Origin of the sequence: Bradyrhizobium sp. CSA112, assembly GCF_029051645.1 — a bacterium.
Taxonomy (GTDB): domain Bacteria; phylum Pseudomonadota; class Alphaproteobacteria; order Rhizobiales; family Xanthobacteraceae; genus Bradyrhizobium.
Window position 1 is genome coordinate 201,822 of the sequence record NZ_JAACFS010000006.1, and the last position, 14,451, is coordinate 216,272.

At 58.7% G+C, this 14,451-nt stretch carries 10 protein-coding genes; 3 read left to right on the forward strand and 7 right to left on the reverse strand.

Annotation, left to right across the window (positions count from 1 at the left end; translation table 11 throughout):
• The first annotated feature begins 155 nt into the window (after positions 1–155).
• Positions 156–575 (forward strand): cupin domain-containing protein, encoded by a 420-nt coding sequence (locus GWE18_RS15215; RefSeq protein ID WP_275186518.1) that lies wholly within the window; start codon positions 156–158, stop codon positions 573–575.
• 212 nt (positions 576–787) lie between these two features.
• Here GWE18_RS15215 and GWE18_RS15220 read toward each other — a convergent pair whose 3' ends face one another.
• Positions 788–1,687, reverse strand: a complete 900-nt coding sequence (locus GWE18_RS15220) for an AraC family transcriptional regulator (protein ID WP_275186519.1) — start codon at positions 1,685–1,687, stop codon at positions 788–790.
• Positions 1,688–2,202: 515 nt separating this feature from the next.
• On the opposite strand from GWE18_RS15220, the gene GWE18_RS15225 reads away from it, so the two are divergent.
• Positions 2,203–3,108 (forward strand): DUF1127 domain-containing protein, encoded by a 906-nt coding sequence (locus GWE18_RS15225; RefSeq protein WP_275186520.1) that lies wholly within the window; start codon positions 2,203–2,205, stop codon positions 3,106–3,108.
• A gap of 708 nt (positions 3,109–3,816) precedes the next feature.
• Here the strand turns inward: GWE18_RS15225 and GWE18_RS15230 are convergent.
• The 4 genes from GWE18_RS15230 to GWE18_RS15245 all read right to left on the reverse strand — a co-directional run bounded on the left by GWE18_RS15230 (position 3,817) and on the right by GWE18_RS15245 (position 8,120).
• Positions 3,817–4,269 carry a cupin domain-containing protein gene (locus tag GWE18_RS15230; protein ID WP_057853859.1) on the reverse strand — a complete coding sequence of 151 codons (453 nt, stop codon included), beginning with the start codon at positions 4,267–4,269 and terminating at the stop codon, positions 3,817–3,819.
• A gap of 282 nt (positions 4,270–4,551) precedes the next feature.
• A complete protein-coding gene (locus GWE18_RS15235; RefSeq protein ID WP_275186521.1) occupies positions 4,552–6,312 on the reverse strand; it encodes an adenylate/guanylate cyclase domain-containing protein in 1,761 nt (586 codons plus the stop codon).
• Positions 6,313–6,737: 425 nt separating this feature from the next.
• Positions 6,738–7,268, reverse strand: a complete 531-nt coding sequence (locus GWE18_RS15240; RefSeq protein WP_275186522.1) for a hypothetical protein — start codon at positions 7,266–7,268, stop codon at positions 6,738–6,740.
• A 645-nt stretch (positions 7,269–7,913) separates the two neighbouring features.
• The gene (locus GWE18_RS15245) at positions 7,914–8,120 is read right to left on the reverse strand and encodes a hypothetical protein (protein WP_275186523.1); all 207 of its coding nucleotides are present in this window, start codon (positions 8,118–8,120) and stop codon (positions 7,914–7,916) included.
• Positions 8,121–8,615: 495 nt separating this feature from the next.
• Here GWE18_RS15245 and GWE18_RS15250 point away from each other — a divergent pair, with 495 nt between their 5' ends.
• Positions 8,616–9,020 (forward strand): Arm DNA-binding domain-containing protein, encoded by a 405-nt coding sequence (locus tag GWE18_RS15250; RefSeq protein ID WP_275186524.1) that lies wholly within the window; start codon positions 8,616–8,618, stop codon positions 9,018–9,020.
• Between the two features lie 348 nt (positions 9,021–9,368).
• Here the strand turns inward: GWE18_RS15250 and GWE18_RS15255 are convergent, their stop codons facing one another.
• A complete protein-coding gene (locus GWE18_RS15255; RefSeq protein WP_275186525.1) occupies positions 9,369–9,872 on the reverse strand; it encodes a hypothetical protein in 504 nt (167 codons plus the stop codon).
• Positions 9,873–10,294: 422 nt separating this feature from the next.
• Positions 10,295–13,714: a CHAT domain-containing protein gene (locus tag GWE18_RS15260; protein WP_275186526.1), complete on the reverse strand. Its 3,420-nt coding sequence runs from the start codon at positions 13,712–13,714 to the stop codon at positions 10,295–10,297.
• Between the last annotated feature and the right edge of the window lie 737 nt (positions 13,715–14,451).

Here is a 14,451-nt window from a genome sequence, read left to right on the forward strand (position 1 = left end):
CCGATAATCGAAGAACTGATGTCGGCTTCACTTCGAGTAGCGGACAGTCCAACAGGGTGTTGGAATGTCCGAGTTGTGCCAGTTTTAGACATGGCAAAGACCTGAAGGTCTGATAGTGTTTTCGGCATTGTTCATTATGGATTTAGGAGGAAACAATGCTTGTTAGGCTTTTGCTTTGCGCCGCCGTAGCCACGTTCGCGATGACCGATATCGCTGCTGCCCAGCAAAATTTGCCAGTGGTGACCCAGCAAACCGCGACGATAAAGCGGACACCGCTGCAGAAGTTCGACGTACCCGGCACGAACTATGAGACGGTGATTGGAATGGCTGAAATCGTGCCCAACGTGAATATCGGGCGCCACTCGCATCCTGGTCCTGAGTCAGGCTTTATGCTTGATGGCGAGATGGTGCTCATGGTCGATGGTCAACCAGACAAGGCCGTAAAGTCAGGTGAGAGCTATCAGGTTCCGCCAGGTGCTATTCACGACGCCAAAACTGGCTCGAACGGCGCGAAAGTGATTGCTACTTACGTTGTCGAGAAGGGAAAGCCGCTCGCCTCTCCGGCTCCGCAGTGATGTCCGCATCGGGTAATTCGCGTCATTCTGACCGCCGGCGGATCGCTTCTGGTCTACCCGGTAAACAGACATTCTGGTCGTCCGTCGGCATGTCTCAAGGGTGCCAACAACGGAAATCGCTACCGGCCAAACTTGGTGCTAAGCAGGCATCCTCACGAATTGTTAAACGACTGCGTGCGTCGTGTTCACGCGCCAGGGCGGTGAGGGCATAATCAGCCTGCCGTCGGTCCAGCATTGTTAGCGAGCTTCGTGGGGCTCCTGCGAACACCACTTGGTGTATCACCGAAGCGCGCACGGAACAGTCGGTTGAAATGCGAAATTTCGGAAAAGCCGACATTCAACGCGACGTCGGAAATCCGGCTCACGCCGTCAGCTTCGCTTGTAAGGAGAGCGAACGCTTTTTGCAGCCGCAGTTCGCTTACGCGTGCCGCGAACGACGTCCCCGACTGCTCCAACAGCCGCTGCAGGTAGCGTGGCGATATGCGTAGGCTTCCTGCCACTGTCCCGAGGCTAAGTTCAGGATCTTGGAAGCAGGAAGAGATATGATCGAGAGCGGCGGTCAGCCGCGCGGCGACGACCGCACTTGCGCTGCTTTCGCCGATGGCGCGGTGCGCCGTTGCCGCGAGGACGGCGAGATCGAAGATGTGTCGGCGGACAATCGTCCGGCCGTGAGCGGAAGCCGTAAGCTCGGCCCTTTCAAGAGAGCGAATGTAACCGCGCAGCAGCTGCATTCCTTCGGCTTGCCGCGACAAGCGCTGCATGACCGCGTGGTCGAGGCGAGCGCCACGCGCCTCTAGTTCCGAGGCGGGTATGAGCGTGCTGAGAAATCCGAATTCCTCACGCGACCCCACGGTGCCTGTCTTGCACACATGAAGAATCGTAGCGTCGCCACGGCCGAGCCGCAGCTCGCGTCCACAATGAGTGATTTCGACATTTTTCCCTAGCGTGAACATCAGCCCAAACGCGTCTTCGCCATCCTTGACCATGTCCTCATCGCGAAAGCTGAGGCCGGGGCTCAATGATACCCGCACCATACGCGGCTCTTCAAGCACAGGTCTAACCGAGACGTGAAACGGCGCACCCGGCAATGGCTCGAAATCGATACTAGCCAACGACGGGCGTACTCTTCGCGCCACGTGCGGATCGGGTCACGTGGCATGGCTATTGTCCCTTTCGGCACGACGCATCGCGGACGAGAGAACGGACGGACGATTGAATTGCGAAATATTGGAGAAGGTGGCGTCAAACGCCATGCCCGAAATCCGGCGCTCACCATGATACGCCTCGCTCGGAAACGAGCTGCATCGAGCTGGATGATCCGGTCGCTTAGGCACGTCGGATGGCTCCCTCAGGTCATTGCCGTTCCAGTCAGCCTACACCACTCCTACCATATGCAGAACTTGTAAGCAATTTGCGCACCAGTCGTCGCCCGCTGTTGTTCATGATTGACCAAGAAGTATGGTCGCTGGCCCGCTATCCTGCCTTCCGTGATGAGCGCGATTGTACCGCGCATTGAGATTACCCAGCAGGCGATCGCTGCGAAGCAGACCCCACAGTTGGCTTGTTGGCGCCGATGTCTTGGCGCCATTCGCCGAGTGGAAAGCAAGCATCCTCGGGAGATACCGCAATGAATACGAGCCACGGTGCAACGACGCCGCACGTCTCCAGCTTTTTCAAGAAATATTGGTGTGCATTTCAGGAGTGGCGCAAGCGCCGGAGGCTGCAAACCGAATTGTGCCGCCTGACGGACAGCGAGCTAATGGATATCGGCATTACCCGCAGCGAGGTCGACCACGTCGCATTGAACCGCTTTATCGACTCGCCAGGCATCCGATCCACCTGTGGTGGCACGTTCTTTATTGCGACGCTCTACACCGCGTGCGTCCTACTATTCGCGAGCGAAGCCAGAGCTCAGTGCACGGCGCGAGATGTCCTGCAGAACCAACTGAGGCTGAAGAAAGCTCCCTCAGCTAGTATGCCGCAAATTTTAGTCAGATCCGCCGTCGATGTTCCGGTATGGAAAACGATTACGGTAGGGATGTTTGCAGATTCGTTTGCCCTCAGTAATGCGTTGGGTGCAGTAGGTTGCGGCATCGGAAACTTGGCTGGGGAAATTCTCGCTCGACCGGCCTTTACCCTCAGCGCTACGAAAACAAACGTGGAGCTTTTCGTGGTGTCGGCGGCCGAACTCGGCTTTGAGACCGATACTGCGTCGCAGGCTGACATCTACGCGCGTGCCCAACAGTTGGGTTTTGGACTTGCGGCGGCAGAGGTTGCTCCGCAACTGAGGCTTCAATATTTTGACCAACCGGCCGGTGAATTTCTCATTGTCGGAATGGAGCCCATCAAAACGTGGAACGGCGAGCCCATCATTTTGACTGTAGCAAATGGCGGAGCGGGACTGATCCTCATCGGCCAAGATGGCAGCACCGACGCCCAAAGATCCGTGGTTTCTCGTTTTCTATTTGTGCGGTCCAATGAAACCGCACTTGCCGAGGTAATCGAACAGACCGCAGCACTCGTCCATCACTGACCTCTCAAAAACTGAACGCGCAGAGAGTTCCTAGCTCAAGACGCTAGATACTAGGTCGCGCGGCGAGATCGACTATGTTGCCCGCAGCCGGTATATCGACCAACGAGGCCGATCCGCCAAACGGATCCGACATCCACCTACGGTGGACGGGCAAATTTGGTTGCCCACAGACGCGCCCTGAGACTGACCGCGTCTCTGCCATCTGCAGCCTACGCTTGGCGGCGAAGTAGAGGCAAATGTGAACATGTTCACATTGGTGCATCCCTGGGCAGGGCAAAATCGAACATAAAAAGCGCACCCCTCCAGCCTACGGAGTGCTCAATGAGTGACGAACGTTGGCCGCACTTCGCCGCCATTGCATCGATTATCTTAGCGATATTCGTTGCGTACTTGGTTGAGCGGAAGTGCCAAAGAGAGCTTGCATTTCAGCGTTCCTTTCCATCCGCTCTGTCCGAACTAATTGTAGGAAGTGAGCCGATTAGGTGCTGGTTTAGCAATTAACGTATGTGGAGGCCGACTTCCGCTCTGGGGTCAATAGCGTCATTTTGGTCCTCGGCCGACTAGTTCCGGTCTTCCCATTGAAACGGACATCGTCAGAGTCGGTCGCCATGTCTCAAAGGTGCCAACAGCCGACATCGCGCCTGTGCCGGAATGGCGAAAGAGGCCGCCGATTGAGGCGGCCTCTTTTTATGCTTCGGCGCTTCGTTTTTACTTCTTGCGCGGATCGTCGGCTGGATCGATGAACACGATGCCCCCCGGCCCGGTGAACACAATTTGGACCATCGTTTCTTCGTTTGTCGTCCAAACATAATGGGGATGCTTCGCCGGCAGCGCGAAGACGGAGCCCGGCTTCAATATCTCGCCTTTGGAGGGATCAAACTTTTCCCCCATGGCGTTCCCAAAGCTGCCACTCATCACGGTGACGACCTCGGCATAGGGATGAGTGTGCGGCGGAACTTTATAATTCGGCGGGAATTTCACCCGCTGGACGATCGTCTCGGCCTTTGTTGGGTCACCGATCAAGATGGCGGTTTGCACGCCCCTGAAGACCGGATGCTCTATCCACGTCAGCCCATCGGGCTTGACCACCTTCATCGCATCTTGAGCCATCGCAGAACTTGCCAACGCGATCAAAGTGGCGGCGACAAAGGACTTGTTCATCCTAACCTCCTCCCAAATGTTGCGGAGCTCGAAGGCCCAATAGGATACAGCAAAAACTCAGACTGAAGCGCTTAAATTCATTTTCGGATCGGCTTGAACCGTCCATCGCGAACCAAGTCCGAATTGGGTCAATCGCGTCGGTTTGGCGATTTCCGAGCCACTTCCGCTTTACCCCTCATAGCCGATGTTCGCTGCGAGGATCGGCAGGTCCGAAAGGTGCCAATTGGCGACATCCGGTCGCTCATCCGACGAGCTCGACGGCGCTTCCTTCCTCCAGCGGTATCATCCGGGGAGCCCGGCTCGCCGCAATCCTTCTTCGTATCGCGAGATGTCTTCGGCACGCCGATAAGGTCCCAGCACGTTTTTGAGGTTGGAAACCCGCAGTGTAGGATTGAGTTGGCGCAGGCGCACGACCGCCTTCTGCGCTTGATCCAGCCGCCCCGCCATCGCATTGCTCGCAGCGCCAATACGAAGTAGAGGTTGAGAGTTTGGATTGTCCTGCAACGCCATTGCCGCCCACGATGCCGCTTCGTCATAGCGACTTAGGAAGAAATGTGCATGCGCAGTCCCAGCTCGCATCGGTGCGACCCACGGATCAAGTGGGCTCAGGCGTATGGCACGCGTGAAGCGCTTGATCGCTAGCTCGTACTCGCCGAGCCAATTCTTTACCCAACCACCGCAATCCCACGCCTCGGCCACATTGGAATTGAGCGCAAGCGCGCGATCGATTAAAGCGGCGCCTCGATCGAGATCGCGAACAACATATGCCAATGCCCATCCGCTATCAGCGAGCGCGATCGCATCATCCCTACCTAGCTCAACCGCTCGCTGAGCGAGCCTCGATACCTCGGCAACCTCTTCCGGTGTGAGTGAAATCCAGCCAAAGGCCTTGGCATTGGCATAGCAAAAGGCGGCACGAGCGTAGGCTGTCGCAAAGTCTGGGTCGAGCTTGATCGCGCAGTTGAATAGGTGCAGTGCCTCGCTGCACGCTTGCTGACTAGCATCTTGATAAGACTTAGCTAAGCCGCGCAAGTAGTGATCATAGGCGTCGAGACGCTCGGTCGGCTTGCGTCTGGCGCGCTCGATCTCGGCTTTTTCAACCGCCGGCGCGATCGCTCCGACAATGTTCTCCGTCACCTGGTCCTGCAGATCGAAAATGTCGCCGAGCCCACCATCAAACCGGTTCGCCCAAAGATGCGCGCCAGTAGCGGTATCGACAAGCTGTCCCGTGATGCGCACCCGGTTTGCGGCCTTGCGAACGCTTCCTTCCAACACATAGCGCACTCCAAGCTCACGCCCGACTACCTTCACGTCGACGGCGCGCCCCTTGTACGTGAAGCTGGAGTTGCGGGCGATGACAAACAGCGCCTTGAAATGAGATAGCGCCGTGATGATGTCCTCGACCATTCCATCGGCAAAGTAGTCCTGTTCTGGATCCCCGCTCATGTTGGTGAAAGGCAATACGGCAATCGACGGTTTGTCTGGTATCGCGAGTGCGGGGTTTGCCGATTGCGTCCGCAGTCTGATATCCGGTGTTGCAATCCGGAAGACGCGGACCGGCCGGGCGATGTTTTTGAGCTGCCGCTCGCCCAGATCCTCGAAGCCCAGACCCAGCTTGTCGCGCACTTGATCGTGTACGACTCTGCTTACGCAGATCCCATTGGCTTCGGCGAGGCCTTCGAGCCGTGCCGCAACGTTAACGCCATCGCCATAAATATCGTCGCCGTCAATGATGATGTCACCGAGGTTGATGCCGACGCGGAACTCGATGCGATGGTCCGCCGGCACGTCCGAATTACGCTCCTGCATCGCGCGCTGGACCTCGACCGCACATTGGACGGCTTCGATCACGCTCGGGAATTCGATCAGAAGGCCATCGCCAGTTGTCTTGACGATGCGGCCCTGGTGCTCGGCAATGTTCGGGTCGATCAAATCTCGTCGATGCGTCTTGAGCGCCGCCAAGGTCTCGGCCTCGTCGACACCCATCAGCCGGCTATAGCTGACAACGTCGGCGGCGATGATGGCGGCGAGCTTCCGGGCCATGCGCATACCCGTTCCCGTTCGGGAGCTTAGGCAACCAGTCTACCCGACGAGGTGCCGACGGTCATCCGGTCCGTAGCGCGGTTCCGGAATTCCGTTAGGGGTCAATCGCGACGTTTCGACCGGAGGCCGACCACTTCCGCTCTTCCCCGACTAGTAAACGTTTGGGCGAGCCACTCAAGTTGAGTTTCGAAAAATTAATCGGTAAATCATCCTACGAGTGTGAAATCACTCACACCCATAGTTTTATTTTGACATAACTTCGCAGAAGGGCCAGCGCCGGACCTCCGCTAAAGCCCGTACGCTAGTTCACCTTTGATGTCCGGCAAAGCTCAAGTGTCTGCGCACGATTCTCGGCTCCTTGATGACGATCTAACGCTTTGCGTCGATCAAGATCGCCTTATCTTCCGCATTGACGGCCGCGCAGTTTACCGTGGAGGCGCGGCGCTCCCCGTGGTCGGCGCCGGAATCTTGTACTCGCCCCGGAGTTCGTCCCACAAGGCCGTGTCGCTGACCTGCACGACGTGGTACTCACCGCGGCCCGTGATCCCTGCATATTTTCCCGTGCCGCCAGTGAACTCGAAGGTGCCGCGGAACTCTTTCGGCTTCGCGTCTTTCAGGACGTACTTGGCAAAGACCTTGGATCCGTCGGCCTCTGTGAAGGTCTTGTGGCCGCCGCTGGAAGTGCCAGCATCCGTTAGATCAACCACCTGATAGCGGGCTTTGTCGAGGAAGGGCTTGCCGTCGGCATTGAACACGGCGCCGTCGAATTCCGTGACCGACACCGTATGGTCAGCCCGGTCTTCCACCTTCACGCTCTTGCTGGACAGGGTGACCAGAACGGCTCGACCGAACCATTGGCCCGCTTCTTCCGCCGCGGCCGGGATAGCGGCCGCCGGGGCTGCCAAAGCAAGCACAACACAACCACATATGCATGATGAATTGAGATCATACCTCATGGTTTCCTCCCAGATGGGTTGCAGGTTACAATTTTGTCGGAGCAAATGCCTCCACGATTGCCCTTCTAGAATTCTTACCTCGACCCTTTGGTTGCCCATCTACTTAAACAAACGTCTCCATTTGTTGAGTAGCATTCACATACGCGCAACCGCAGCGGACCTCTTCAACGACGGGACCATCGACCATCAAGCCTCGCAAGCCGCCTTTGGCGACTGGCTCCCAAAGCGCGACTTACCTGCATACCAGCAATCCGGACGAGGAGCGTGGGCCGCGTTGCACGCAGAAAGCGGAAAGCAGCAGCGAACACGACCGGTCGTCTGATTCTTGATTGACGCATAACAACAGTCTGTCCCCTTTCTTCAATCCAGGTTTGACAATTTCCGGTTTGGGTCAATCGCGTCATTTTGGTCGTCGGCCGATCACTTCCGGTCTTCCCCTGGAAACGGATATTGTCAGGGTCGGTCGCCATGTCTGAAAAGTGCTGCCATTACCGGACGTTGACTCTACGAGACTTCGGCGTTCTGCATTGTCAACAATGCGAAAGGCGCTTTGAAACCCGCCAGCGCAGTCACTCTCTCAGTCCATCCGACGACGTTCGTCCAGCGACGCAAGTCGAACGCGCAGATTTCCGCCTAATCTCTTGATCACTGATCAACGTTGGGCACCCATTCCTCCGCGGTTGAGTCCCAATGATGGGTGTCGTCGAACTGTTTCCAGGGTGGCAGCCTTGGTTTGCTTTCGCCCCTCTGTCCTAATGCATTCAGTGCGCTGAGTTGGACGACGAGAGCTCCAGCCATCATCATCCATGCGCGAGCGTTGTATCGGGAATTCCATTTGATTGCCGCGAGCATCGGATGCCTCCTTCTAAGTAAGAAGCCCTCGCCAATCTTAGCCCGGGCCGAGAACGCAGCGATGTAAAGTACTTCACAGTCAGCCACCACCTTCGACATGGCCGCGGGCGGCAATTTGAAGCGAAGTACCAGTCGCCCCTCAGGATCCGACCTGAACTATCAAACGCCTCCGTTGAGTATTCAGTGCCCGGTTTGGGTCATAAGCACATCTGGGCGCCCGACAATGAGGTCCTTTACCCCAGCGAACGGGCATCGGGCAGAGTGATTGTCACGTGCGAAAACTGCCAATTTAAGACCGTCAGGCGCATGTCTGATGAGGTCACCCCTTCCGCCACTACACTGTTCTCCCACGTTCGCCACTGTTCGGAAGACTCAATAAAAACAGCATGTTGCCTGGCTTGGTGTCTTTACTAGTTCACCGACGTTCGCCAGAATTGACCGTGCTGTTCGTGGTTTTTTCCGTGAGTTTGGCGGACGATTTCGTCGGAGAGAGCAATGGCTGGAAGGCTGAACCCGCTGGAAGTCGCTCGTCAGGTCACGCCGGGTAAATACCCTGACGGCGATGGTCTCTACCTGGTCGTCGCTGGCGCGAAATCCCGAAACTGGTCGTACCGATACTGGATCCAGGGGAAAGAGCGCTGGCACGGGCTTGGCTCGTTAAACGACGTTTCGCTGAAAGAGGCCCGGATTAGGCGCGATGCAGCTCGGCAAAAGGTGCGCGCTGGTGTCGACATCGTTCAGGCGAAGCGATCGGCGCGTGAAGGGGCGAAGGCAGCGGCTGCGGTGGCCGACCTTCCGACGTTCAAACAGTGCGCCGAGAAGTATATTGAGGAGAACTGGGGAAAGTGGAGCAAGAAGCACCGCGCCCAATGGCCCTCGTCGCTGCAGCGGTACGCCTAACGTCCATCATTTTGAAAATAGAAGCCCCATTGGCGGCGGCCGATGTCAGAAATCCCGCGCGTAGCGAATGACCGGAAAAGAGCGCCGGATCGAGCCCCGCTCGCTTTGCATAGGCTTTCACGATATTGGCCACGGATCGATCCGATAGTCGGCTAGGAGCGACCCTGCCAGACTTGTTGATCGGCCGAAAGACCGCTCCCTCCTGGATACCGGCAGCTTCTAGCCAAGCCCGCGACGCCTCAACCGGACAAGCAACGTCGCTCCGCGCGATGGCAATCGAGGCGCCCACGCCTTCCTGATCCGTCTTCGACTTCTTTATGCGGATCAGCAAGCCAGCTTTCACCTGGACTAGGTCCGCAACATCCAAAGCGACCAGTTCGCTCCGCCGGAACGCTCCAGCGAACCCCATGAGCAGCAATGCCCTATCTCGCAAGGCGCCAAGAGAACCTTGGCCCGCAGCCTTGCCGCGATTGCCGGTGTCTTCCGGGTCCGCGCGACGCCTATGGTGCGCCGAATCCCTCGGAGCGTCGCCTTGACGGTTTCCGAGTCCGTTGGCAGGCCTGCCAGCTTGTGCGCGTAACGAATGGCGGCGATACGACGTCCCAACGTTGACGGCTTCGTCCCGTTGCTGACCTCAACCGCAAGAAACGCGGCCACCGTGTCGGCCTGCGCCGGCAGCGACGCAGCGCCCTTTCCGTCACACCATGCCTTAAATAGTCGGAAGTCAGAGTAGGCCTTGCGCGTACTTAAGGCCTTTTCAGCCTTCGCGAGATCGACCGCCGTCGCCAGTTCAGGACCCAGGTTCGCCGGTAACTCGTCGGAGCTCTTAAGAACAGCCAGTGACGTCGACATGTCCCGCCCCCTTTAGTTCCGAGAATAACCGTTATCGGAACTAAACTTTACTCTACTTCGATCCGATTTCGCACTCGGCGCCCTTCCGTAGACGCTGACGCTCAGCTCACTTGGGCCCTGGAGTAAAATGCCCCTTGGTGCAGTTAGACAGCTCCGCGACATCTCGAAGTGCTGATCTTCAAAGAACGGAAGGGTGGCCGAGGTTTAAGGCACCGGTCTTGAAATTCAGGAAACGATCTGCCTGTTCGTATCGCCTGATCTCTTTTCAGTCTGAAACATCTATCGAATTTTGATCCGAACATCTCCTCGGATGCCATCCCATATTAGCCCGTACCGCGGAGTTGGGTAGTAAATGCGGTAGTATGGAGCTGAGCGAACGAGCCTGAGGATAATCAGTGTCTCTGCTGTTTTCGACATAGCCCTTACTCGATGAGGATGTATGGCGCCCATATGCGCGGATCGTAAAGTTTGTCGTCCTTGAGATAGGAGAGCTGCACGTCACGTAATGCCTTGGCAGGGTCACTGCGTTCCTGGGTCAGCCAGGTTTTGTAAAACTTGATCATGAAGTCGCGCGCCTCGCCGTCGTTGAGTGGCCACAGCGTCACGAGCACTTTGCGGGCACCCGCGGTCCGCAGCGCCCGCACCAAGCCATAGACCCCCTCCGAATAGTCGAGGCTACCCTGGGCCGTACCGCAGGCCGAGAGTACCACCAGCTCGCTACCTTCGAGATTGAGCCCCTGCGCTTCGAGTGCGAACAGAATCCCATCCGCGCTCTTGGCCGCGAGCCCGCGGTTGGCGTCCGCGAGCGCGATACCTGATTGCAGCATCGGGTCGCGCGTCTCATTTGCGAGATAGAAGCCATGGGTGGCGAGGTGCAGCACCCGGGGGGGTGGCGTCATCGCCATTAGCCGCAACTTGCTGGCCCCCATGCCGGACCAGAGTTCGGCCGGTTCGTCCTTGCGCAGCCGCTGATACCACTCCTTGACCCCCATCGCCTCCTCGCTGCTGGCAGCGAGTTGCGCGAAGCCGTCGCGGAAACTTCCGGCGGCGCGGGTGACCGCGTCCGAATTGACTGCGGTGTAGACAACACTGCTCGGATTCTTTGCTTCGGCAGGGGCGGCGCCGAAGTCGATGCCGCCGAGTGCAACCAGCCCGCGCGCCTGCTTGTCTGGATCGGCGCGCAGCAGGTCTCGGCCGCTCTGCAGCAACCGCAATTCCTGCCGCTCCCCCCAGTAGCGACCATCGGCCAGCCTGAGCTGCGCAAACGGTACGAGATTCAGGATCCCATCGGGGGCGACATAAACAGTAGAGGCTGAAGCAAGTTGTTGCTCGAACGGCGCGAAGAGCTGCCGGTACAATGTCGCCGCGGCTTCATCAGTCAGCGCCGTCGTCGGGTGAGGCATATCAGATATCGGACCGAGATCGGCCAACACCGGATCGTCGGAGCCGGCCAGCAGCATCGCTGCGAACCGCGGTGCGTCTGGCTTCCCAGTGCGGAAGTCAACCGGCCGAAATTGGCGAAACTCGATTAGCACGGCGCGAGGCGGAACCGCCGCGCGCACATCTTCGAGATTCGCTGTCAGGACACGCAGATGGTCCTTGTAAAGGCGACTGAACTCGCCGAGCTCGCGTTGCTTTGCGTCCAGCGCCTGCAGCGCCTTATCGAACACGCCAGGCTCGGCCTGCGCCGCAGTGACAAGCGCGGCGCGCAGCTTGCCAACCTCCCCCGCCAGCGTCCGCACCCGCGGGTCCTGCGAGCCGCGAGTTATACGGGCCAAATACGATTCTTCCTCGCTCTGCAGGAGCTTGAAGCGCAATATCACGTTGCCGGCGACCCGGCGAGCTTCGCTACTGTTCTCTGCAATCGCCAGGTTCAGCACCGCGTCCTGAAAGGGCGCTTGCGAGGAGACGAGACGACGGCGGACGGCGTCGGTCTCGGTGCTGTAGAGTTCCTGTCCGATCCAGCCGAGTAGATGGGGCTCCATCTGCTGCAACTTCTTCACAGCCTCCTCTCTTCGGCCCTGATTGACCAGAAGGAACGCTGAACTGAGCTGGATCCTGAGCGTACCCGGATGGCGTGGCCCGAGCACCTCGAGGCTCGTCTGAAGCGCTTCCAGAAAAAGCTCGTCCGCCTCCGCGTAGCGAGCCTCGGCTTGGTAGAGATCAGCCAGTGCCTTGAGGTTGTTCAGGGTATTGGGATGGCGCGGCCCCTGCACCTCACGACTTACCTGCAGCGTTTCGAGAAAGAGCGGCTCCGCCTCGCTGTAGCGGCGCTGGTCCTTGTAGAGCAGAGCAAGGTTGTGGAGATCGACCAAGGTGGCCACATGGCGGCGACCGAGCGTCTCGCGGCTCGCCTGCAGCGCTTCCAGAAAGAGCGGCTCCGCCTCGCCGTAGCGGTGCTGGTCTTGGTAAAGAGATGCTAGGGTTCTCAGGCTGAGTACCGTGCTAAGGTGACGCGGTCCGAACGCCTCGCGGCTCGCCTGCAGCGCCTTACCGTAGAGCTGTTCCGCCTCGCTGTAGCGCCCCTGATCTATATGAAGTTCAGCAAGGCGGTTTAGGCTGAGCAGCGTGTTAAGGTGACGGGGCCCGAACGCGTCGCGGCTCGCCTGCAGCGCCTCCCGGTAGTGCGGTTCCGCCTCACCATAACGGCCTTCCGATTGTAAAACAAAACCGAGACCAATCCGGGCTGTCACCGTCTGTTGATGGCGAGGCCCGAGCGTCTCGCTGCTTACCTGCAGCGCCTCCCGAAAGAGCGGCGCCGCTTCGGGGGTGCGACCCAGGGTTTGGTAAAGCATAGCCAGGCGCCCGAGGCTGCTCAGCGTGTCTGGATGACGGGCACCGAGGACGTTGCGGCGTTCCTGCAGTACTGCCTGATAGAGCGGTTCAGCTTCCTTAATGCGGCTCGCGTATACGTAGAAATCAGCCATGTGATCGAGGGCGGACAGCGTATTCGCGTTGTGAGGCCCCAGCGTCTCGCGGTTGGCTTGGAGCACCTCTTGGTAAAGTGATTCCGCTTGCTCCCAGTGACCCCAGTATTGGTACACATGCGCGAGGGCGTCGATGTAATTCAGCGTCTGTGGATGGCGCGGGCCCAGCGTCTCGCGGCTCGCCTGCAACGCTTCCAGGTAGAACGGCTCCGCCTGCTCGTAGCGACCGTGATCCCGGTAAAATGAGGCTAAAGCATTAAGGCTGCCTAGGGTGTCCTGATGACGGGCGCCGAGCATCTCGCGCCTCGTCTTCAGCGCCTCCCGGTAGAGAGGTTCCGCCTCGTCATAGCGGCTCAAGGATCGGTAGACCTGAGCGAGGCCGTCAATGCTGATCAGCGTCTGTGGATGGCGCTGGCCCAGCGTCTCCCGGCCGGTCTGCAACGCTTCCTTGAAGAGCGGTTCCGCCTCGCTGTAGTGGCTCCAGGCTTGGTAGACCTGAGCGAGGCCAACAATGCTGATCAGCGTCTGTGGATGGCGTGGCCCCAGCTTCTTGCGGCGGGCCTGCATCGCTTCCTGGAAGTGCGATGCTGCTTCCCGGAAGAGCGGCTCCGCTTCATCGGAGCGCCCGCCTAGTTGGTAAAGTTGCGCTAGAGAGACGAGGATGGCCAAAGTCCGCGGATCTCGATTGCCGAATACCTTGCGCGCCAGTCGCAGCGCTTGCTGAGCCGGCAGGAGGCCCCTGCCGGAGTCGCCTGCCTTAACGGCCTCCCCCACTTCTGTAACTAGCAACTGCAATTGCTGTGAGGGATTGTCTTTCGGCGACCGCGCGCTGGCAAATGATGCCACGAATATCGCGAACGCGACCACCGCGATCGCCAGGCGGGAAACTGCAACTCTCCGCATTTGACGCGCCATCGCTCGCTCCTCTTCTGATGTGCGCTTACTGACAGCTCGTGTAGTCGGGCATCACCCGGACCAGTTCGATCTGATGCCAAGGAGCTACGGGAAAGTCGGCGGCCGTGGCTCTCTTGAAACAATCGGTTCTGATTGTGCTGCCACCTGGCGACGGCAGCCGGCCGCCAGATCAGCGGATGCGGGATCCAAACGGTTGAAGTGATCGGATCGTGGATGGTTGCCGGTTTGCGCGGCTTCCAGCAGCGCGCGGTGGCCGCGGCGATAATGATGGGATAGTCGCGTTCGAAGCGCACTGCCTTTACGGCGACCACCCCGCCGAGGTGTGCGAACAAAACTCGCCGTCGCATCGAAAGTCGGATCGTCATCTCCTGCTCCATATGGGCCGGACGACGCTTCGGACAATGACAGAGGGGGATACTAGCACGTGTCGCGTTGGCCTGCGTGAACCGGATCACAATCAGAATGGGATTTCGATCTGCCGCGCTTGGGCGCGTGCAAGAGGAAGGTGTAGGTGGCGTAGCAGTCGATGTGCGTGCTCTGGACTGCTGGAGCCACTCCGGACGCTGACCACATCGTCGCCGATAAGGACGAGTGGTTTGGCCAACGGTGGAGGCCCACGGCATCCTCTTACCAAAGATCGATCATGCTGCCCTTGACACCCATCTGATCGGCATCGATGCCGACTTTCGGCTCCAGATCCGAGCGGCTGCTCGGGCAAAACGATGGTCCGATAATAG

Bases quoted from the DNA above. Each gene is read 5' to 3' on its own strand.
- GWE18_RS15215 (WP_275186518.1), top strand. From the start codon at position 156: ATGCTTGTTAGGCTTTTGCTTTGCGCCGCCGTAGCCACGTTCGCGATG.
- GWE18_RS15225 (WP_275186520.1), top strand. From the start codon at position 2,203: ATGAATACGAGCCACGGTGCAACGACGCCGCACGTCTCCAGCTTTTTC.
- GWE18_RS15230 (WP_057853859.1), bottom strand. From the start codon at position 4,269: ATGAACAAGTCCTTTGTCGCCGCCACTTTGATCGCGTTGGCAAGTTCT.
- GWE18_RS15235 (WP_275186521.1), bottom strand. From the start codon at position 6,312: ATGGCCCGGAAGCTCGCCGCCATCATCGCCGCCGACGTTGTCAGCTAT.
- GWE18_RS15240 (WP_275186522.1), bottom strand. From the start codon at position 7,268: ATGAGGTATGATCTCAATTCATCATGCATATGTGGTTGTGTTGTGCTT.
- GWE18_RS15245 (WP_275186523.1), bottom strand. From the start codon at position 8,120: ATGCTCGCGGCAATCAAATGGAATTCCCGATACAACGCTCGCGCATGG.
- GWE18_RS15250 (WP_275186524.1), top strand. From the start codon at position 8,616: ATGGCTGGAAGGCTGAACCCGCTGGAAGTCGCTCGTCAGGTCACGCCG.
- GWE18_RS15255 (WP_275186525.1), bottom strand. From the start codon at position 9,872: ATGTCGACGTCACTGGCTGTTCTTAAGAGCTCCGACGAGTTACCGGCG.
- GWE18_RS15260 (WP_275186526.1), bottom strand. From the start codon at position 13,714: ATGGCGCGTCAAATGCGGAGAGTTGCAGTTTCCCGCCTGGCGATCGCG.